General features: G+C 67.0%; 17 protein-coding genes. 12 read left to right on the top strand and 5 right to left on the bottom strand.

Annotated elements, in window-relative coordinates:
* The first annotated feature begins 183 nt into the window (after nt 1–183).
* Both LNV28_RS02805 and LNV28_RS02800 read left to right on the top strand, forming a co-directional pair.
* Nucleotides 184–1,149, top strand: a complete 966-nt coding sequence (locus tag LNV28_RS02805; RefSeq protein WP_263516612.1) for a chemotaxis protein CheX — start codon at nt 184–186, stop codon at nt 1,147–1,149.
* A gap of 54 nt (nt 1,150–1,203) precedes the next feature.
* Complete coding sequence (locus LNV28_RS02800; RefSeq protein WP_263516613.1) at nt 1,204–1,575, top strand: response regulator; 372 nt, start codon at nt 1,204–1,206, stop codon at nt 1,573–1,575.
* 184 nt (nt 1,576–1,759) lie between these two features.
* On the opposite strand, the gene metK is transcribed toward LNV28_RS02800, so the two are convergent.
* Complete coding sequence (gene metK, locus LNV28_RS02795; protein ID WP_263516614.1) at nt 1,760–2,938, bottom strand: methionine adenosyltransferase; 1,179 nt, start codon at nt 2,936–2,938, stop codon at nt 1,760–1,762.
* A gap of 179 nt (nt 2,939–3,117) precedes the next feature.
* Between metK and LNV28_RS02790 the strand changes: the two genes are divergently transcribed.
* Both LNV28_RS02790 and LNV28_RS02785 read left to right on the top strand, forming a co-directional pair.
* Nucleotides 3,118–4,020, top strand: coding sequence for a lysophospholipid acyltransferase family protein (locus tag LNV28_RS02790; protein ID WP_263516615.1), 903 nt, complete (start codon nt 3,118–3,120; stop codon nt 4,018–4,020).
* A complete protein-coding gene (locus LNV28_RS02785; protein ID WP_263516616.1) occupies nt 4,021–4,908 on the top strand; it encodes an LpxL/LpxP family acyltransferase in 888 nt (295 codons plus the stop codon).
* Here LNV28_RS02785 and LNV28_RS02780 read toward each other — a convergent pair.
* The 3 genes from LNV28_RS02780 to LNV28_RS02770 all read right to left on the bottom strand — a co-directional run bounded on the left by LNV28_RS02780 (nt 4,871) and on the right by LNV28_RS02770 (nt 9,908).
* Nucleotides 4,871–6,943, bottom strand: a complete 2,073-nt coding sequence (locus LNV28_RS02780) for a S8/S53 family peptidase (protein WP_263516617.1) — start codon at nt 6,941–6,943, stop codon at nt 4,871–4,873. The two genes, LNV28_RS02785 and LNV28_RS02780, sit on opposite strands and share 38 nt — an antisense overlap.
* Before the next feature lie 4 nt (nt 6,944–6,947).
* Nucleotides 6,948–8,111, bottom strand: a complete 1,164-nt coding sequence (locus LNV28_RS02775) for a phosphatase PAP2 family protein (RefSeq protein WP_263516618.1) — start codon at nt 8,109–8,111, stop codon at nt 6,948–6,950.
* 69 nt (nt 8,112–8,180) lie between these two features.
* Nucleotides 8,181–9,908, bottom strand: a complete 1,728-nt coding sequence (locus tag LNV28_RS02770) for a hypothetical protein (protein ID WP_263516619.1) — start codon at nt 9,906–9,908, stop codon at nt 8,181–8,183.
* 82 nt (nt 9,909–9,990) lie between these two features.
* Here LNV28_RS02770 and dapF point away from each other — a divergent pair, with 82 nt between their 5' ends.
* The 7 genes from dapF to LNV28_RS02735 all read left to right on the top strand — a co-directional run bounded on the left by dapF (nt 9,991) and on the right by LNV28_RS02735 (nt 18,063).
* The gene (gene dapF / locus LNV28_RS02765; RefSeq protein ID WP_263516620.1) at nt 9,991–10,866 is read left to right on the top strand and encodes a diaminopimelate epimerase; all 876 of its coding nucleotides are present in this window, start codon (nt 9,991–9,993) and stop codon (nt 10,864–10,866) included.
* Entirely contained in the window at nt 10,863–11,591 is a 729-nt protein-coding gene (locus LNV28_RS02760; RefSeq protein WP_263516621.1) for a DUF484 family protein, read from the top strand. The genes dapF and LNV28_RS02760 overlap by 4 nt, the downstream gene beginning before the upstream one ends.
* Entirely contained in the window at nt 11,563–12,573 is a 1,011-nt protein-coding gene (locus LNV28_RS02755; RefSeq protein WP_263516622.1) for a tyrosine recombinase XerC, read from the top strand. The genes LNV28_RS02760 and LNV28_RS02755 overlap by 29 nt, the downstream gene beginning before the upstream one ends.
* An 11-nt stretch (nt 12,574–12,584) precedes the next feature.
* Nucleotides 12,585–14,135, top strand: a complete 1,551-nt coding sequence (locus tag LNV28_RS02750; RefSeq protein ID WP_263516624.1) for a hypothetical protein — start codon at nt 12,585–12,587, stop codon at nt 14,133–14,135.
* 31 nt (nt 14,136–14,166) lie between these two features.
* Nucleotides 14,167–15,348 carry a class I SAM-dependent rRNA methyltransferase gene (locus LNV28_RS02745; protein ID WP_263516625.1) on the top strand — a complete coding sequence of 394 codons (1,182 nt, stop codon included), beginning with the start codon at nt 14,167–14,169 and terminating at the stop codon, nt 15,346–15,348.
* A gap of 238 nt (nt 15,349–15,586) precedes the next feature.
* Entirely contained in the window at nt 15,587–16,750 is a 1,164-nt protein-coding gene (locus LNV28_RS02740; RefSeq protein ID WP_263516626.1) for a trypsin-like serine protease, read from the top strand.
* A gap of 275 nt (nt 16,751–17,025) precedes the next feature.
* Entirely contained in the window at nt 17,026–18,063 is a 1,038-nt protein-coding gene (locus tag LNV28_RS02735; RefSeq protein WP_263516627.1) for a trypsin-like serine protease, read from the top strand.
* An 83-nt stretch (nt 18,064–18,146) separates the two neighbouring features.
* On the opposite strand, the gene LNV28_RS02730 is transcribed toward LNV28_RS02735, so the two are convergent.
* The gene (locus LNV28_RS02730; protein ID WP_263516628.1) at nt 18,147–18,635 is read right to left on the bottom strand and encodes an Lrp/AsnC family transcriptional regulator; all 489 of its coding nucleotides are present in this window, start codon (nt 18,633–18,635) and stop codon (nt 18,147–18,149) included.
* 161 nt (nt 18,636–18,796) lie between these two features.
* Between LNV28_RS02730 and glmS the strand changes: the two genes are divergently transcribed.
* A complete protein-coding gene (glmS, locus tag LNV28_RS02725; protein WP_263516629.1) occupies nt 18,797–20,668 on the top strand; it encodes a glutamine--fructose-6-phosphate transaminase (isomerizing) in 1,872 nt (623 codons plus the stop codon).
* The last annotated feature ends 176 nt before the right edge of the window (nt 20,669–20,844 follow it).

The raw sequence follows: 20,844 nt of genomic DNA, 5'->3' as shown, positions 1-20,844 counted from the left end.
CGCGTGGTGGCCGATAAAGAGAACACAGAGCCGATGGGCGCCTGCCGCTGTGCGTGAGGCGTCCTGTCGGGATCTCCGGCCTGTTGAGGAGGGGCGCGTCAGGGCCTCCTCCTCTTTGTGCCTGGCCGGTCTGCGAGCTCCTCTTGTGTTGAAAAGGGCAGGCGTCTCCGCCTGGGCATGTACATGACCGAAACCACCCAACTTGAAGCCAAGGTGCTGCTGCTCGAGCATGATGCGGCGCAATTCCAGGTCTTGAACGAGTTCTGCCGCGAGGTCGGCCTGATGGCGCTGCCGCGCTCGGCCGCCGATGCCTTGGCGACGCTGGCGCAGAACAAGGACCTGGGTGGCGTGCTGCTGGCCGAGGACCTGCCTTGTGACGGCCCCGACGGCTTGCATCTGGCGCGCGCCATCCACAAGCTTCGGCCCGAGCTGCCCATCTTTCTGCGCCGCACCACCGAGCGCCAGCTGGCGCCCGAGGAAGAGGTGGTGGTGCGCCACCGCTGGAACACCGGCGACCTGGCCCATCTCAAGGCGGCGGTGGAGTACACCATCTTCAGTCTGCGTTACCCGACCAGCCTGGTGCATGGCATCGTTGACCTGACCCGTTCGGCCCTGGGCGCCATGTTCCCGAATGCCTTGGTGGTGTCGGAGTCGCCCTATGTGGTGCATGACCGCATCATCCATGGCGAGGTGTCGACCCTGATCGCCATTGAGAGCACCTGGTGTCGCGGCTACATGATGCTGCAGACCGAGGAAAGCGCCCTGCGCCAGGGCCTGATCCAGGGCTTCAGCTATGCCGGCATCGGCGGCGACCTGAACTTCCGCGAGCTCAACAATATGCTCGGCGAGACCACCAATCTGATCTGGGGCGCGTTCAAGAACCGCTACATCCCGCCCCAGGCCTTTGCCAATCAGCAGACGCAGGTGCCCATCGTCATCAACCACGAGCACAAATACATCAGCTTCGGCTCGCAAGACCCGCAGCTGTGCATACGCTACCAGCTGTCTGACCCCTTCCGGCCGGGCCTGCCGCCCTTGATGATCGTGCAGCGCTTCATCTTCAATCTGCACTGGTCACCCGATGAGTTTGCCGAGTTTGATGCGGCGGCCCCGACGGTCAGCCCCACCGGTGAGCTGGATCTGTTCTGAGCGAATGACCCCTTGAATGAGCCCGCAACTGCGGCAGCGTGAGGAGAGAAAAATATGGCGAATGTTCTGGTGGTTGACGACTCCGCCACCATGCGTGAGATCGTGGCGGGCTATTTGAATCAAAACGGCTTTCAAGTGGCCGTGGCCTCCGATGGCCGTGACGGTCTGCTGCAGCTGCGCAGCGACCCCGGCATCAAGCTGATCGTCAGCGACGTCAATATGCCCAATATGGACGGGCTCACCATGGCCGACAAGATCCGCAAGGAGCTGGGCAACAAAGACGTGCGCATCATCATGCTGACCACCGAAGACAACCCGGCCATGCGCGCGCGCGGCAAGGAAGTCGGAGTCACGGGCTGGATCGTCAAGCCCTTCCGCGGCGACGCGGTGCTGGCGCCGTTCAAGAAGTTCTGCGGATTGAGCTGAAACCTGCGCCCATGAAAAAAGGCCGCTCCGGGATGCCGGAGCGGCCTTTTTGTTTGGGACAAGAAATGCTGCAGTCCTCGCCGCAGCCGGGGTCTTGGCTCGTCAGTTCTTTGGTCTCTGCTCACGCTGCTTCGCAGCATGAGCATCGCCCGCGGACCGATGCCTCGCTGGCGCGAGGTGGGCCTTACAGCCCAGCTGCAGCACGCAGCGCTGCAGCCTTGTCAGTCCGCTCCCATGTGAACTCCGGCTCTTCGCGGCCAAAGTGGCCGTAGGCGGCGGTCTTGGTATAGATCGGGCGCAGCAGGTCCAGCATCTGGATGATGCCCTTGGGGCGCAGATCGAAATGCTCGTTGACCAGGGCGGCCAGCTTCTCGTCGCTGATCACGCCAGTGCCTTCGGTGTAGACGGTCACGTTCATCGGGCGGGCCACGCCGATGGCGTAGGCCACCTGGATCTGGCACTGGCGGGCCAGGCCGGCGGCGACGATGTTCTTGGCCACGTAACGGGCTGCGTAAGCGGCCGAGCGGTCGACCTTGCTCGGGTCCTTGCCCGAGAAGGCGCCGCCGCCGTGCGGGCAGGCGCCGCCATAGGTGTCGACGATGATCTTGCGGCCGGTCAGGCCGCAATCACCTTGCGGGCCGCCAATGACGAAACGGCCGGTCGGGTTGATCAGGTATTTCGTGTCCTTCAGCCATTCCTTGGGCAGCACCGGCTTGATGATTTCCTCGATCACCGCCTCGATGAACTCGGGCTTCATCTTGGCGCCGTCGCTCATCTCGGGCGCGTGCTGGCTGGACAGCACCACGGTGTCGATGCTGTGCGGCTTGCCGTCCACATAGCGCATGGTCACCTGGCTCTTGGCGTCCGGGCGCAGGAAGGGCAGACGGCCGTCCTTGCGCATCTGCGCCTGGCGCTCAACCAAACGGTGGGCGTAGTAGATCGGTGCAGGCATCAGCTCCGGCGTCTCGTCACAGGCGTAGCCGAACATCAGGCCCTGGTCGCCGGCGCCGATGTTCAGGTGGTCGTCGCTGGCGCGGTCCACGCCTTGGGCGATGTCATTGCTCTGCTTGTCATAGGCCACCAGCACCGCGCAGCCCTTGTAGTCGATGCCGTACTCGGTGTTGTCGTAGCCGATGCGCTTGATGGTGTCGCGCGCCACCTGGATGTAGTCCACGTGCGCGTTGGTGGTGATCTCGCCTGCCAGCACCACGAGGCCGGTGTTGGTCAGCGTTTCGGCCGCGACACGGGACAAGGGGTCTTGGGTAAAGATTGCGTCGAGAATCGCATCCGAGATCTGGTCGGCCACCTTGTCCGGGTGACCCTCGGAGACGGATTCAGAAGTAAAGAGAAAATCGTTCGCCACTTTTACACTCCAGTTGATAGTTCGACGGCGTTGCCGGACTGTCTGGTTTGGAGACGCGGCGAACGCTTTAGCAGCATTTGTTGAGCATCGCTGCCCGGCGGACCCCTCAATCTCTCGAACAAGGCCCGCATCGCCCCGCAAGTTGTTCAGTAACTCGGCGATGCGCTGATTATAGAAATATGTTTGTGCTACTTCGCCTGCTCTCCAAATGCCCCCTGCGGCTGCTCCATGCTTTCGGGTCGCTGGCCGGTTGGCTGACTTTCCTGGCCTCAAGCACCTACCGGCGCCGCTATCGGGCCAATGTGGCTCAGGCCGGTCTGGCTTGGCCGGCGGTACGCGGCGGCGTGGCTGCGGCCGGGCGCATGATTGCCGAGTTGCCCTGGCTGTGGCTGCGTCCGCCGGGCACGCCGCTGGGCGAGCGGGTCAGCTGGGACGGCGCCGAACTGATCGCGCTAGCCCTGCAGGAGCGGCGCGGTCTGGTGCTGATGACGCCGCATCTGGCTTGCTTTGAGATCTGCGCCCAGGCCTATGCCGAGCGCTTTGCGGAAAGTGCGAAGGCGCCCATCACCGTGCTGTTTCGGCCGGCCCGCCAGGCCTGGCTGCGTGAGGTGGTCGATGGCTCGCGTGGTCGACCGGGGCTGGATACGGCGCCTGCCAATCTGGCCGGGGTGCGGCAAATGATTCGCGCCCTGCGCCAGGGCCACACCATCGGCCTGCTGCCCGACCAGGTGCCGCCCGATGGCCTGGGTGTCTGGGCGCCGTTCTTCGGCCGGCAGGCCTACACCATGACCTTGGCCAGCCGTTTGCTGCAGCAGACCGGCGCGCGCGCGCTCCTGATTTGGGGTGAGCGTCTAGAGAAGGGCCGCGGATATGTGGTGCATGTGCGACCCGGCCCCGAGATCGGGCGCGAAATCACGCCAGAATCGGCCGCCCTGCTCATCAATCAATCCATGGAACAGCTGATCTGCCTGGCGCCCAGCCAATACCTCTGGGGCTACCACCGTTACAAGCAGCCGCGTGGCCTGGACATTGCGGCCGCTCCGGCCGCCGCAACTGCGCCTGCCGCCGAAGCGGAGCGTTGAATGCTGTCCACCTGGGGTGCCAAGTTCCTGATCGGCCTGCTCTGGCTTCTTCATTTCCTGCCGTTGTCGCTGCTCGCGGCCCTGGGTCGTGGCCTGGGGAGCTTGCTGTGGGTGTTGGCGCGTTCGCGCCGGCGCATCGCCTTGCGCAATCTCGAACTCTGCTTTCCCGAGCTCGATGCCGCCCAGCGCCAGGCGCTGGCGCGTGAGCATTTCGCCTGGATGGGCCGAAGCGTGCTGGAGCGCGGCCTGCTCTGGTTTGCGCCGGCCGAGCGCCTGCAGCGTCTGATGGAAATCAAGGGTGATATCCAGTTGGCCCAGCGCGGCGAAACGCCGGTGATGTGGTTGCTGCCACATTTCGCCGGCCTGGAATGGTCGGCGCCGGCCCTGATGCTGAATCAGAGCTGCCCCGGCGTGGATGTGTATTCGCGCCAGAGCAACCCGGTCTTCGATGCGCAGCTGCTGGCCGGCCGCGCGCGTTTCGGCAAGACCGCGTTTGTTGACCGCCATGACGGCATCCGCCCGGTGCTGCGCCTGATCCGCGAGGGCTATGCCTTTCTGAACGCGCCGGACATGGACTTCGGCGCCAAGGACTCGGCCTTCATTCCCTTCTTCGGTGTGCCCGCTTGCACCCTGCTGGCGCCTGCCAAGATCGCGCGCAGCATGGGCATGACGGTGCAGCCCCTGGTCGTGACCATGAAGCCGGGCGGTCAGGGCTATCTGATCGAGGCCTTTGCACCGCCCGCAGGCTACCCGAGTGGCGATCTGGAGGCCGACGCGCGCGTGCTCAACGCCTGGCTGGAAGCGCGCATCCGCGAGAACCCCGCCCAGTACCTCTGGGTGCACAAGCGCTTCAAGACCCGCCCCGAGGGTGCGCCGTCCTTGTACTGAGCGAGGCCTGTTGGCGCGCTCGGGCCAGTTCATTGGCCAGGCGTGCCGGTTCTGCCGAACCACTGCTTGCAGGCAGCACCACCCGGTGCGCCTTGTTTTCCTCTGTGTCGCCCGCAAAGCTGGCGCCGAGCAGGCCGGCGGCAAGTCGCCACAGGCCCGGCTCGGCAGGGCGGCCGACCTGGCTGTGGTTGCTGCCCCCGCCGCCTTCCATGCTGCGCGCCTGACTGCTCATGGCCGGGATGGGGCTGGCCAGCAGCAGCGGCGCTAGCGCGCGCGCCACCACCGGCGTTGCCGCACTGGTGCCGCTGAGCCGGGCCCAGCTGCCGCTCAAGGCGCCGGCGCAGAGCAGGCCATAGATGGCCGCGCTCTCGTCGGCGGCACCATAGGCGCTGATGCCGGCGCTCGGCGAATAGGCACTGCGTGAGCCATCTAGCGCGCGTGCGGCGCCGACCACCACGGTGTAGCGGCCGCTGGCCAGACTGCTCAGCGCGCTGCCGCCATCCAGGCTCAGGCCGCCGCTGCAGCCGGTGATGAAGGATTGCAGCAGAGGCCGGCTCGAGCGCCCTGGCGTGTCGCGCTGCAGCCAGGCCGCCAGGCGCAAGGGCCGTTTGCTGTCATCGCTGCTGCGACTGATCTCCAACTGCCAGACCCCGGCGCATTCGCCGGCTCGCTCGCCGCTGCAGGGCGCGAGCGCCAGCAAGGCCTGGGCGCGGCCTGCGCCGGCGAGCTGAAAGTACAGACCGGCCAACGGTCGTTCCGGCGTGCCGGGCAGCAGGCGATCTTCGCCCAGCCCCGCCTCCAACACCTGCCCGCTCGGGCTTTGCAGGCGCAAGCGCAGGCTGCTGAAGGATTGTGGGTCCTCGGCGAAGAACCACAGCTCCATGAAGCTGTCGGTGGCATCGCCGGGAATGGTGTGCCAGTGCAAGCCGGCCTTTTGCATCTGAGGGTCTAACTGGCCACGTGCATGCCATGGCTCTTGTGCGGCATTGCCCGCCGCCACGGTGATGGCCAGCTGCGGGTGGCTGAGCAGCAGCTCATCCATGGCCTCTTCCAGCAGCGAGTGGCCGTCATGCGGGCCAGCCAGGGCACCGATGCTGATGTTGATCAGCACCCGAGCGCGCGGGCCGGCCCGGCGCAGGATGTAGTGGATGCCGTCCAGGATGTAGGCGTCGGCGGCGGCGCCGCTGCTGTCCTCCGGGCCAGGTTCTGGCACGTCCACGAACAGCAACTCGGCTTGCTCGACCGGGTCGGCCCGGTCGCCGGACCGCATGGGCACCGCGCTGGCCGGCAAGGCCTGTTCGCGCGCCAGACCCCCGGCGATGTCCAGCACCTGGTGGCCGTGCAGCATCGGTTGCAGCTGGCCTTGCGCGTCGAGCGGATAGCCCAGGCGCCGGTAGGCCGCAGCTTCGTCCTCGGCGCTGTCCAGGCCCGGTAGCAGGGCGGCGATTGCGGCCCGCCCCAGGGCGCGGCCATAGCCGAAATCGGCGGGGCAGTGCCAGGGGCTGCCCGCCTGGCCTTCGCTGCGCCGGCCTTGCTCCCAGAGGCCGACCAGGCGCGACTGCGCCGCGCCCTCGCCCTGCCAGGCGCGCCGGTAGGCTCGGTGCAGCAGGGCGCAGTGCTTGTCGATCACGCCGATCACCAGCGGCGCATCGGCCATGTCCTCGCGCTCGGGCAGGCGGTGCTCAGCCGCCGCAAGGCACTGCCCGGGCAAGGGCAGGGACAGGGCAGCCTCCGCCACGGCCGCGTTCAATCCATTCAAGGCGGCGCGCTCCACCCAAGCGCAGCAGAAGCGGCTGTTCAGGGCCGGGTCCAGATAGGCCGGCGGCAGCTGAATGCCGGCGCGGCAGCTCAGCGCCTGCGGCGAGCTCTCGAGTGGCAGCTTGATGAGCAGGGGCAGTTGCGGTGCGCCGGACCGGCTGCTGGCCGCAGGTTTCGCAAACGCGGCATGACCGCTGAAGCCGGTGTCCTGTGCCCAGCTGAGATAGGGGTCGCGTGGCTGCGGCGTGGGTGGGGTGGGCGGGGCGGCGGAGGGCATGGCCTCAGACCCATTCCGCGCGGGCCAGACTCCAGAGCTTTTGCAGCAGGGGCAGGTCCGGGCCGGGCAGCCAGCCCGGCGCGCCGCGCCCGTGCTCGTCCTCAAAGGCCTGGCCCTTGGCGCTGAAGTCGCGCGTGCCGGCGCCGGCCAGGTCCAGCTTGAGGCCGTCGTAGCTGGCGCCACGCCAGCGGCGTTCCGGCTCGCAGGCGGCCAGCAGGTAGGCGGCCAAAGCGTCGCCCATCAGGCGGCCGACTTCGCAGTCGACCGGGAAATGCACGCCGGCGACGATGCGGTTCTCCGAGATGCGCGTGGCCAGGCGTCGCAGCAGCTGCTTCTGTACGGCGTTGTCATCGGGCCGGCCGGGTGCCTCGGCCAGGGCGCCGAGCAGGGTGGCGCTGACATGGGCCTCGAGCGCATGGCCGGCCGGAAAGCTGGGGTGCATGGGCACCTCGATCATGGGTTGGATCTGGGCCGTGAAGGCGCTTGGTCGCGGCACGGCCAGCGCCTGCTTGAAGCGCATGCAGACGGCATAGCTGAACTGCAGCGCCACCTTGAGCAGCTCGGTGGTCTTGGCATGGCGCCCGGACTGCAGGTTCAGCACGCTGGCGAAGTAGGCGATCGGCGGCGCTACCTGGGTCAGGACTTCGGCCGTGCGGCTGTCGCGCAGCGGCGCCAGGGCCTGCACCCTTTGTAGATGGGCCAGCAGGAACTCCTGGCTGGGCCGGCTGACGCGCAGCAGGGGCTTCATCGCACCCTTGGGCCCGCTGGCCGCTTGCAGCTCGGCCCAGTGCTCACCGCTGTGGCCAGTTATGGGCTTGGAGCCGAAGCGCAGCTGGGTTAGCAGTTCGAAGTGAAGCAATGCGGCACGCACCTCAATGCCGTTGGCGCGCATCAGATGATCGGCCGGGTCGAAGGCCGGCATCGGGCCCAGGCGTTGCTGCAGGTCTTGCAAGGCGCTGCGCTCGGCCGGGCTCAGGCCGGCCAGCAGCTCCTCGCGGCTGGCGCCCAGACCCTGCACCAGCAAAGGGTTGTAGGGCTGGCCGTCATAACCCTCCTTGCTGAAGCCGCCTGTGTAGGAGGCAGCCCCGGCATAGGACGCCGCACCCGCATACGAGGCCGCCCCGGCATAGGACTGCACACCGGCATAGGAAAAACCAGAGTTCGCCATGAAAGCTCCGCCTTCGCGTTAAGGGGCCGGCCCGCGCCGCCCGGGTTCAGGAAGATCGCTGCCTTGCGCTCACAGCTCCGGCAGGCCCGCGGTTTGCAGCGCCAGCGCACAGCACGCCGCGAATGCGGTGCCGCGGCCGGGGTAGCGGGTGTTGAAGCTGTGCAGGGAGTAGTTCGGGTCCAGGCCGCGCAGAGCCTGCACCGCTTCGCTGGCCTGGGCCAGCTGGCCGTTGAGCGCGCGGGCGATGGCCAGGGTGCGCAGAGTCGGCAGGTGGCGCCGATTGGCGCTCAGCGAGCGACTGGCCAGCACGATGGATTCGTTGAGCCGCCCGGCCGCCAGCAGGGCGTGGGCGGCGAAGGAATCGAAGTAGTAGCGCATCGGGTCCAGCGGCGACAAGAGCATGGCCATGCCGGCCGCGTCGGCCGCCGCCTGGCCCTGGTCACGGTAGACATGGACGGCCGAGAGGTAGAGCCAGGCCAAGGCCTCGTTGGCGTTCTCGGCGATGGCGGCCTTGAGCTGGGCCTCGGCCTGATCCAGCTCGCCCAGCAGATAAGCATGCACCAGGCCATCGATCGCCAGACCCAGGGCGCGGTCGCCTTCGCAATGCAGGGCCTGCTGCGCCGCTTGCTGGGCCAGACGGGTGTCGGCCTCGATGTCTCGGCTCTGTCCGCGCGCGACATTCATGACATGCCATTTGGCCAGCCAGGCCTGGGCCTCGCCGGCCTTGGGGTGGCGTTGCACGAGATGGTCCAGCAGCTCGCGGGCTTGCAGGAACTCGGCCGAACAGCTGCGGTGCACCAGGGTCATGGCCTTGAACAGCAAGGTGTAGCTGTCCAGGTCGTCGAGGGCGGGCAGCAGACCGGCGCGCGCGACCTCGCCAAAGATCGCTTGCGAGACGCCGCTGACCACCTCGCGGCCAAAAGGGTTCTCGGGCGAGCGCGCCAAATGCACCGGCAAGCTGACGGTCCGGGCCCAGAGTTCCTGGCCGCTGGCCGTGTCCACCATGCGGATCTGCGCGTGCAGCAGCCGGCCTTCCTGATGCACCTCGCCCGAGAGCACATGGCTGGCCTTCAGGCGTTGCTGCAGCTCGGCCGCGGCTGGTTGGCGATGGCGGAAGGCGGCGGCGCTGAGGCTGGAGATCAGGTGCCAGGCTTTGTTCTGCGCCAGACCGCGGCTCAGGCCATAGCCGACCAGCTCGGCATAGACCGGGTCGCAGCGCTGGCCCTCGGCCACGCGCAGAGGCAGCAGCACCAGGGTCGGCTTGTTGGCCAGAAAGTCTCCCCAGCCCTGTTCGGCTTCAGGCTTGGGCAAGAGCCGGAACAGGCGCAACGAGCGCTGCAATTCGGGGAACTCGGGCTCGCCGGCGTATTCCAGCTCGGCGTCCAGGCCGGCGACGATCTGGTCGCGCAAGGCCTCAGAGAGCAAGACCTCACCGGGCACCGCCAGCTCGGCCAAGGCGGTGGCGGCCGCCACGCCTTGTTCGGCCTGGCGCAGATCGGCGCCGATGCGGTAACGGCTGGGCCGCTGGGCCTCGAAGCGCTGGATGTGCAGGGCCGCGCTGACGGCCTGATCGCTGCGCGCAAAGCTGAGCAGCAGGCGGCGGGTCTGGCGGGTGAATTCGATCCCCTCGCTGTCGGCAGGCAGGGCGTTCTGCAGGCTCTCCAGCAGGGCGGCCCAGGCCTGGTCGCGGGGCTCATCGGGCGAGTCGGCCGCCAGTGTGACGGCAAGCAAAGCGGGCTGGGCTTCGGCGAAGGCCGACCAGGACGATGCGGAAGTGCCGACTGCTGCGGGCGTCATGGCCTGCAGTGTCGGGCGCAGGTGGCGATTGATCAAGGCCTGCCGCGCGCAAACGCAACAGAGCAGCCCTGATAATGCCGCGATGAATCTGCGCTTCACCAAGATGCAGGGCGCCGGCAATGACTTCTGTGTCATCGACGCGACCCGGCAAGCCCTGACCCTCAGCCCCGCGCAATTGCAGCGCCTGGGCGACCGGCGCTTCGGCGTCGGCTGCGACCAGATCCTGGTGATCGAGTCCAGCAACACGCCCGGTGTGGACTTCCGTTACCGCATCTTCAATGGCAGCAGCGGCGCCGAGGTCGAGCATTGCGGCAATGGTGCGCGCTGTTTTGTACGTTATGTGAATGAGAAAGGCCTGTCGGCCAAGCGCAGCATCCGCGTCGAGACGCTCAACAAGCAGCTGGAGCTGCACCTGCGCGAGGACGGTCGGGTCAGCGTCGACATGGGCGCCCCCGTCTTCGATCTGGCCCAGCTGCCCTTCGATGCCGAGGGCCTGAGCCCGCGCTTGCAGGCGGGCTTCGAACTCTGGCCGCTGGCCGAGCTTGGGGTTGAGCTGGCCGTGCTGTCCATGGGCAATCCGCATGCGGTGCTGCTGGTGCCGGACAGCGAGGCCGCGCCCGTCGAGCAGCTGGGGCCGCGCATCGAGACCCACGCGCGCTTTGCGCGCAAGGTCAACGTCGGTTTTCTGCAAGTGCTGTCCCGCTCCAGCGTGCGGCTGCGCGTGTTCGAGCGCGATGCCGGCGAAACGCTGGCCTGCGGCACCGGCGCCTGCGCGGCCGTGGTGGCGGGCATACGCCTGGGCTTGCTCGATGCGGCCGTCGAGGTGCAGACCCATGGCGGTCTGCTGAAGATTGAATGGGCCGGAGGCAGCGCCGCAGGTGCGGCCGCCGGTTTGGACGCGCCGGTGTTCCTGACCGGGCCGGCGCAAACCGTGTTTGAAGGAGAGATCTCGCTGTGAGCCAAGCCCCCACCATCACCGAGCAGGACATTGCTGAGTTTCTGGCGCGCACGCCCGGCTTTTTTGAGCGCCACGCCGAGCTGCTGGCCACGGTGCAGCTGAGCCACCCGCATGGTGCCCGCGCGGTCTCTCTGCAAGAGCGCCAGGCCGAAATGCTGCGCGAGAAGATCAAGGGCCTGGAGTTCAAGATCATGGAGATGATCCGCAACGGCCAGGACAATGTGGCCATTGCCGACCGCCTGCATCGCTGGACCCAAGCCTTGATGTTGACCACCGCGGTCGCCGAGCTGCCGGCGGTGCTGCTCAAGGAGCTGCGCCACCAGTTCATGATTCCTCAGGCCGGTCTGCGCCTGTGGGGCGTGGCCGGGGCCCTGGCCGAGCATGAGTGCGCGCGTGCGGTGAGCGGTGATGTCAAGAGTTTCGCCGCCAGCCTGAGTCAGCCCTATTGCGGTGTGAACTCGGGCTTCGAGGCGGCCGGCTGGCTGCGCGCCGCCGACGGCAGCGAGGGTGGCGCCACCTCGCTGGCCTTGATTCCCCTGACCCACGGCACGCCGGCACGCAGCTTCGGCCTGCTGGTTCTGGGCTCGCCCGACCCGACGCGTTACACGGCCGAGATGGGCACCGAGTTCCTGGCCCGCGTCGGCGACATTGCCAGCGCCGCTCTGGCGCGCTGCCTGCCCGCCCCAGCCGCCAGCGATGAGCAAGCCGCGGCAGCCGCTGACTGAGGCGGTGGATGAGGTGGAGGCGGCGCCCGCCCTGGCGCCGCTGCTGCAGACCTATCTCGACCATGTGCGTGTACAGCGCCGCCTGGCAGCGCGCACCCTGGAGATCTACGGTGCCGCCTTGCTGCGTCTGCAGCTTCTGGCCGCTGAGTCCGGTGTCGAACTCCTGCAGCTGAGCAGCCCGCAGGCGCGGCGCTGGGCGGCGCGCCTGCACGGGGGCAGCGAGGGCCAACGCGGCCTGGGGCCGCGCAGCATCGCCTTGCAGCTCTCGGTCTGGCGCGGCCTGTACCGCTGGCTCGGGCGGGAAGGGCGCATCGCCCTCAACCCCTTCGAGGGCTTGCGGGCGCCCAAGGCGGCCAAGCCCCTGCCCAAGGCTTTGGCGGTGGACGACGCAGTGCGCTTGGCCTCCTTTGAAGATGCCGGCGCCGGCCAGGACCCGCGCCTGGAAGCGCGTGACCGCTGCATCGTTGAGCTGCTCTACGGCTGTGGCCTGCGTGTCAGCGAGCTGGAGGGACTGGACGCCCAGGCGGGCCCGACCGCTCGCGGTTGGATCGATCTGGCCGCGGGCGAAGCCCATGTGCTGGGCAAGGGCGCCAAGCGCCGCTCGGTGCCGGTCGGTCGCGCGGCCTTGCTGGCCCTGCAGGCCTGGCTGCTGCTGCGGCCGCAGCTGGCGCGTGGCGACGAGGCTGCCCTGTTCGTCGGCCCGCGTGGCGCCCGCCTGGCGGCGACGCAGATCCGCGCCCGGCTCAAGATCCGTGCGCTGGCCGCCGGCATGCCCACGCATGTGCACCCGCATATGCTGCGCCACTCTTTTGCCAGCCATCTCCTTCAGTCCAGCGGTGACCTGCGCGCGGTGCAGGAGCTGCTGGGCCATGCCCATATCACGACCACCCAGGTCTACACCCAGCTGGACTTTCAGCACCTGGCCCAGGTCTATGACCGCGCCCACCCGCGCGCCAAGAAACAAACGTCCGAAGACCAATAGCCTCCTCGCCCATGTTCAAACCCACGTCTTCCTCCTTGGCCGCTGCCGGCCTTTTGCTGGCCCTGAATGCCGCCGCCCAGACGCCCGCCGGTGGCGCTGCTTCGCCCATGGCGCGCATCGCCGAATCCCGCCCGGCCGCGATCGAAAGCAACTGGACGCCTTTGCGCCTGCCCACTGGCGAACGCATCGCCTTGCTGGGTGGCAGCTACCTGATGGCCATCGATGATGAGTGGGGCTTCGGCCCCAGCGTCTATGGCGCCGCCAAGGGCAATTACGGTGGTGTGTTCACGGTGGGCCTGACGGCGCAGCGACGCTGGCGCTTGGGCCAGAACACCCATCTGGCGGCCGGCCTCTATGCCGGCGCCGGCGGAGGCCTCAGCTCCAGCCAGGTGCGTTTCGGTGGTGGCCTGATGCTGCGCCCTGAACTGTCCATCCGCACCGAGATGGGTCCCTGGTATGCCGGCGTGTCACTCAACCATGTGCGCTTCCCGAGTGGCAATGTGCGCGGCAACAGTGTCGGCTTTGTGCTCGGCCGCTCCGGCAGCTTTGCCGGCTTTTCGCCCATCGATGCCGGCCGCCCGGGCCTGGCTTCGCAGCGCACTGGCCTCGGCTTTGACGAGATCGCCGTGCAGGCCGGTTTCTACAAGCCGCGCAAGAGCACGCGCAACCGCAGTGGTGATGTCAGCACCGCGCGCATGGGCAAGGCCGGGGCCGACCTGCGCCACTACATCGCTGAGGGCAGCTGGTGGGGCGTGGAAGCCTCGGGCGCAGCCCAGGGTGGCGCCGATGGATACATGGAAGTGCTGGCCAATGCCGGCCAGGACTGGGCGCTCGGCCACCCCTCCTTGCGCGTCGGCGGCCAGCTGGCCCTGGGCCTGGGCGGCGGCGGCAATGTTGACACCGGCAGCGGCTGGCTCTTGCGTGCCGGGCCGACCCTGCGCTGGCAAACGCCCTGGGGCCCCAGCCTGCGTCTGGACGCCGGGCTGGCGCGCGCCACGGCCGGCAATTTCAAGGCCGGCTTTGTCCGCCTGGGCCTGAGCATGCCACTGGACCGGGGGCCGCGCTTCGGCGCCTTTGGCATTGATGACGTGCCCGGCACGGTGCGCACCCAGCAGCTGTTCACCAGCATCCAGCACCTGCCCAAGGTTCGCTTCAAGGATGGCCGGCAGGAAGCGGTCACCCATCTCGGCCTGATGATGACGCGCGAGCTCTCGCGCTCGGTCTACGGTACGGCCCAGGCCGGCAGCGCCGCCTGGGGCTCGGCCGGTGCTTACTCCTATGGCCTGGTCGGTCTGGGTCTGCAAACGCAGCCTCTGGCCAGCCAGCCGCGCTGGCGGGTCGGCGCCGAGTTGCTGGCCGGTGCGGCCGGCGGCGGCGGTGTGGCCGTGCGCAGCGGCGCGGTGCTGCAAGGCGAGGCCTGGACCCAGCTCAACCTCGGTGAGGAAGAACGCCTGCGCCTGCGTCTGGGCCTGGGCCAGTGGCGCACGCTGCGCGGCGCTCAGCAGTCCAGCCCGGTGCTCAATGTCTCGGTCGGCTATGCCTTCGGTAGCTTGGTGCGCTGACACCTGAATCCACAAGAAAGCAGATCATCCGATGAAGAAAATCGTCATCCGCGCCGGCAAGGAGCGCTCGCTGGAGCGCCGCCACCCCTGGGTGTTTGAAAGCTCGGTCGCGCGCGGCAATGCCGATGCCGGCGAGACCGTGCGGGTCGAGTCGGCCGAAGGCGCTTTTCTGTGCTGGGCGGCCTTCAGCCCGCAGTCGCAGATCCGCCTGCGCGCTTGGAGCTTCGAGGAAGGCCAGCGCATCGATGCGGCCTTCTTCCGCCAGCGCATCGACCGTGCTCTGGGCGTGCGCGCCCGCTTGCCGATTGCCTCGGACGCGCTGCGCTTGATCCACGGCGAGGCCGATGGCCTGCCTGGCCTGATCGTTGACCGCTATGCCGACACCCTGGTGGCCCAGTTCCTGTCCAGCGGTGCCGAACGCTGGAAGCCGGTCATCGCCGACCACCTGCTGGCGGCCACGGGCCTGAGCCGGCTCTACGAGCGCTCGGACGCTCAGGTGCGCGAACTCGAGGGCTTGCCCCAGACGACGGGCTGGCTCCGTGGCGAGGGCGCCACAGAAGTGACGATCAGCGAACACCAGTGGCGGCTGACCCTGGATGTGGCCGAGGGTCACAAGACCGGTTACTACCTCGATCAGCGCGACAACCGCAAAAAGTTCGCCGATACGGTGCGCCAGTACGGTTGCCAGTCGGTGCTGAACTGCTTCAGCTACACCGGCGGCTTTTCGGTGGCGGCGCTGGCGGGCGGCGCGCAGGAGGTGCTCAGTGTCGATTCCTCGGCGCCAGCCCTCGCCCGCGCCACGGCCCATGTGGCGCTGAACGGCTTCGCGCCCGAGCTGCACCGGGCGCTGGACGCTGATGTCAACGCCACCTTGCGTAACTTCCTGAAAGAAGGTCGGCAGTTCGATGCCATCGTGCTGGACCCGCCCAAGTTCGCGCCCACGGCCGCGCACGCCGAACGCGCAGCCCGCGCTTACAAGGACATCAACCGCCTGGGCCTGCGCCTGCTCAAGCCGGGCGGTGTGCTCTTCACCTTCTCCTGCTCGGGCGGCATCAGCCCCGATCTTTTCCACAAGATCGTGGCGGGCGCTGGCCTGGATGCTGGGGCGGATGGCTTCATCCTCGATCGCGTCGGCGCCACCCCCGATCATCCGCAGACCATCTGCTTCCCTGAGGGCGAGTACCTCAAGGGCCTGCTGATCCTGAAAAGTTGAGTGCGGTGCGGCCACTGTTTTGTGCGCGCCGCAGGGTGATTTCTGGGGTCCTGGGGAATTCCCTTAGTGGAAATTCCTTCCCCTGGTGAAGGGGGTCAAGGCCTCCGTTCTCGTGCCATATTCACGCCTGGGTATGTTTGAAACAAGCCCGTAACAATCCACCCGCCGCGGCCAGAAGCCGACGAGCACAGAGCGGGGTGGGTAGATCTAATAAGCACAGCACCGAGAGGGACTCAGCGTGGCAAAGAAAGCAAATCTTCACTGGATCGCGGCGGCCGCCTTGTTGGCCATGGCCGGCGGCGCACAGGCACTGGGTAACCAGCAGACCGCGAACCTGAGCCTGCCCAGCAGCAGCAGCCTGGGCAATCTGGACCCGCTGACCGGCAACACCAGCTCGCCCGCGAACTGGCGTTTCGCTCCCGGCCAGAGCATTGCTGGCGTGGCCGGCTTGCTGGACGGTGTGGCCCGCCTGAGCTTCACCACCAGCGGTGGCGGCAGCTATGGCTGCTCCGGCTCGTTGCTGGCCGGTGGCCAGTACGTGCTGACCGCAGCACATTGCGCCGATGACTTCACCTCGATGAAGGTCCAGTTCGGCTGGTTCAACGGCACTGCCACCGTGACCCGCAACGTCGCCGTGGGCGACGCCATCCTGCACCCGGCTTGGCAAGGTTTCAACAATTCGGCCGACAACGGCTCGGACATCGCCATCCTGAAGCTGGATACGGCGGTCACCACCATCCAGGGCTACAAGCTGAGCACCACCAACGATGTCGGCAAGACCCACATCATGGCTGGCTACGGCACGACCCAGAACGCCAACGTCAACTCCGGCACCAACTGGAATGACGGCGCCTATGGCCACTACGCGTACAACACCTTCGACGTCGACAGCAAGACCTTCAACAAGGCCGTGGGCGACACCCTGGGTGCTGGCTGGGGTTACAACCCTGACTACTACGCCTACGGCGTGACCTATATGGTCGACTTCGACCGCGGCATCGCAGCCAACAACACCCTGCAGCGCATTGCCGACGCAACCGGCAACCAGTTCAGCAGTGATCTGGGCCAGGGTGGTGTCGAAGGCCTGATCGCCGGCGGCGACTCCGGCGGCGGCGACTTCGTCTGGAACGGCTCCGAATGGGTGCTGTCCGGCGTGCATTCCTGGGGCTGGCAAGGCAATGCCACCAACGGCCAAGGCGCTTGCGACTTCTTGGGTCTGAGCGGCTGCGACAACGCCATGAACAACAGCTCCAGCTACGGCGACCTGTCGGGCTCCACGGCTGTGTTCTCGCACGGTCAGTGGATCGCCACAGTCACCGCCGTTCCTGAGCCGCAAACCTATGCCCTGATGGCTCTGGGTCTGCTGGCCGTGGGCGCCGCTGCTCGCCGCCGCAAGGCCTGAGCCAGAGCGAGCTTTTCGCCAGAGTAAGAAGCGACCTTCGGGTCGCTTTTTTCATGGGCGCCGCGTGGGCTGGGTGCGAGCAATCGGGGTTTGTCCGGGCCCGTGACCCCGGGGGACTCGGCGCCCTTGGCGCATGGCATATTCAAGCCACGGTCACCAGGCCGCGCGCAGCCGAATCGGAGGCGGGCTGCGGGTCCGGGCAACAAAGGGCTCAAGCCTTTGCAGCGCCCTTCCGTGCACGACCACAAAGACACAGTTTTCGAGGAACCTTCCCCATGACCCGCACATCCATTCGCCTGCAACGCGGCCTGATCGCCACCGCGGCAGCCCTGGCGGCCAGCACCGTGGCGATGGCGCAGACCAGTGCCAGTGACTACTTCACCGGCAAGCAAGCCTTGGTGGTTTCTACCGGCAACCCGGCATCCTGGGTCTTGCAGCCTGGTGCCGACAACGGCGCGCTCGATGGCGTGGCCCGCCTGCTGTATTCCAATGCCCAGGGCAGCTGGATTTGCTCGGGATCCTTGTTGGCCGGCGGCCAGTACGTGTTGACGGCGGCTCACTGCGCCGACAACTTCAGCGCCATGACCATCGATTTCAAGCAAGGCGCGGTGCAGCGCAATGCCGCCCAGGCTTGGGTGCACAGTGGCTGGCAGGGTGAGCAAGCCTCGCTGGGCACGGGCTCGGATATCGCCATCATCAAGCTCGATCAGGCTGTGACCAACATCAACGGTTTTGCCCTGAGCGCCGGCAATGACCTGAAGAAGGACTACCTGCTGGCCGGCTACGGCCTGACCGGCACCGGCGCCACTGGCAACAGCGGTGGCTTTGATTGGGGCAAGGCGCACTACGGCTACAACACCATCGACGTGGCCGACCAGGGTGCTTATGGTGTTGAGTACATCAGCGACTTCGACAACGGCAGCTCGGCCAAGAATGCCATCGCGCGCCTGGGCACGGCCTGGGGCACAGGCTGGACCAGCGGTACCGGCTTGGGCGCCGGTCTGGAAGCCCAGATTGCCGGCGGCGACTCCGGCGGCGGCGACTTCATCTGGGACGCCGACAACAACCGTTGGCTGCTGGCCGGTGTGCATTCCTGGGGTTGGGGCAACTGCAATGCCGCGCTCGGCGTGGAAGACTGCGACGCCCTGGTGGGCACCAACTCCAGCTTCGGCGACCTAGCTGCTTCCACGGCGGTGTTCTCGCATGCCGATTGGATTGGCGCCATCACTGCTGTGCCCGAGCCGCAGACCTATGCCCTGATGGCTCTGGGCCTGCTGGCCGTTGGAGCCAGCGTGCGCCGCCGCAAGGCCTGATCGCCGGCAGCACGCGCGTGGAACAGCAAAGGCGACCTTGGGGTCGCCTTTTTCTTGCCCCGACGCATGCCCAGCGATTGGGTTCAGAGCTTGGGCAAGGCGATGCGTGGCTCGAACTTGCCACGCCGCACGCTGAAGAAGGCTTTGACATTGCGCACATTGGCGTCCTGCGTGAACAGGCGCAGGACCAGGGCCTGGTAGGCCGGCATATCGGGCACTTGCAGGATCAACACGAAATCCGGCCCCGGCGTGACCTGGTAGCACTGCTGCACCGCCGCCTCGCCCAGCACCCGGGCTTCGAAGGCCTGCAGGTGTTCGGCGCCCTGGCGGTCCAGGGTGATTTCAACGATGGCGCTCAGGCCGGCGCCCAGCTTCTCGGGCGAAAGCAGGGCGACGCGGCGCTCGATGACGCCGCTGTCCACCAGGCGCTTGACCCGGCGCAGGCAGGTCGCCGGCGACACATGGGCCTGTTGCGCCAGATCCTGGTTGGACCCGGAGGCGTCCTGCTGCAGCAGTTCAAGGATGCGCAGGTCCGTGGCATCCAAGCCCATGCTTTGATTTGAATCGTTCATTTCCGACCCTCTCGTGAAATATGCCATCACGCAAACCATGGCTTGATTGATTATTTCAAAAATCAATACAAATCGAAAGCATTGATTTCATGGCAGTGCCTACGATGCGCTCCAGCCTTGAACGAGCAAGCAAGGCGCCTCATATCTTCTGGAGCCAAGCCATGTGTGGAATCGTCGGAGCCGTCAGCCAGCGCAATATCGTCCCCATCCTGATTGAGGGCCTCAAGCGCCTTGAGTACCGCGGCTATGACTCCTGCGGCGTCGCCGTGCATCAGGACGGCGGCCTCAAGCGCGCCCGCAGCACCTCGCGCGTGGCCGAGTTGACTGGCCTGGCCGCCGAAGACGGCATCGCCTCCGGCACCGGCATCGCCCACACCCGCTGGGCCACCCATGGTGCCCCGGCCGTGCACAACGCCCACCCGCATTTCTCGCACGGCCCCAGCGCCGGCGTCGACAGCGTCGGCCGCATTGCCCTGGTGCACAACGGCATCATCGAGAACCACGACGAACTGCGCGCCGAACTCAAGGGCCGCGGCTATGTCTTCACCAGCCAGACCGACACCGAAGTCATCGCCCACCTGATCGATCACCTCTACCAGGGCGACCTGTTGGAAGCCGTGCAGCAAGCCCTGCCGCGCCTCAAGGGCGCCTATGCCGTGGCCGTGTTCTGCCGCGACGAGCCGCAGCGCGTGGTGGCCGCCCGCGAGGGCTCGCCCCTGGTGCTGGGTGTGGGCATGGAGGCCGCCGATGGCGAGCACTTCGTCGCTTCCGACGCCATGGCCCTGGCCGGCGTGACCGACCAGATCGTCTACCTGGAAGAAGGCGATGTGGTCGACCTGCAACCGGGTCGTTTCTGGATCAGCCAGCGCAACGCGGAAACCGGTCGTTATGAAGCGCAGCATCGCGAAGTCCGCACCGTCCACGCCCACAGCGGCGCGGCCGAACTGGGCCCCTATCGCCACTACATGCAGAAGGAAATCTTCGAGCAGCCCACCGCGATCGCCAACACGCTCGAGTCCATCACCAGCATCAGCCCCGAGCTCTTCGGTGACGGCGCCTACGGCATCTTCAAGGACGTCGATTCGGTGCTGATCCTGGCCTGCGGCACCAGCTACTACTCAGGCTCCACCGCCAAGTACTGGCTGGAGTCCATCGCCAAGATCCCGACCAGCGTTGAAATCGCCAGCGAGTACCGCTACCGCGACAGCGTGCCCAACCCGCGCACCCTGGTCGTCACCATCAGCCAGAGCGGCGAAACCGCCGACACCCTGGCCGCGCTCAAGCATGCACGTGCCCAGGGCATGAAGCACACGCTGACCATCTGCAATGTCTCCACCAGCGCCATGGTGCGCGAATGCGAGCTGGCCTACATCACCCGCGCCGGCGCGGAAATCGGCGTGGCCTCGACGAAAGCCTTCACCACCCAGCTGGTTGGCCTCTTCCTGCTGACCCTGGCCCTGGCCCAGACCCGTGGCCACCTCAGCGAAGTGCAAGAAGCCGAGCATGTGAAGGCGCTGCGCCACCTGCCCGTTGCGGTGCAAGCCGTGCTGGCGCTGGAGCCCCAGGTCATTGCCTGGAGCGAAGAGTTCGCCCGCAAGGAAAACGCTCTCTTCCTCGGCCGCGGCCTGCACTACCCGATCGCCCTGGAAGGCGCCTTGAAGCTCAAGGAAATCAGCTACATCCACGCCGAGGCCTACCCGGCCGGTGAACTCAAGCACGGCCCCCTGGCCCTGGTCACCGCCGAGATGCCCGTCGTCACCGTGGCGCCCAACGACACGCTGCTGGAAAAGCTCAAGAGCAATATGCAGGAAGTGCGCGCGCGTGGCGGCCAGCTCTATGTGTTTGCCGACGGCGATACGCAGATTGAAAGCGAAGCCGGCCTGCATGTGATCCGCATGCCCGAGCACTACGGCGCCCTGAGCCCCATCCTGCACGTGATCCCGCTGCAACTGCTGGCGTATCACACGGCGTGCGCGCGTGGGACGGATGTGGACAAGCCACGTAACCTCGCAAAGAGTGTGACTGTCGAGTGAGGCAAGACCTGACCCTTGACGCCAATAAATAAAGTCCGTCGGATAACAATAAAGTTCGTCGGAGGTTTTTCGCATTGTGGGGTCAATGCCAGCCAAGGTGATCGGTGGCTGACCTCCCGAGAGAAGCTTTGGCGTCAGCTCGGGTGCACTCCCGCCGTATGAAGGTGCGGCATCAG

The sequence above is a fragment of the Paucibacter sp. DJ2R-2 genome (assembly GCF_025717675.1).
Taxonomy (GTDB): domain Bacteria; phylum Pseudomonadota; class Gammaproteobacteria; order Burkholderiales; family Burkholderiaceae_C; genus Paucibacter_A.
The sequence above is the reverse complement of the archived record's forward strand: the minus strand, read 5'-3'. Positions and strand labels throughout refer to the sequence as shown.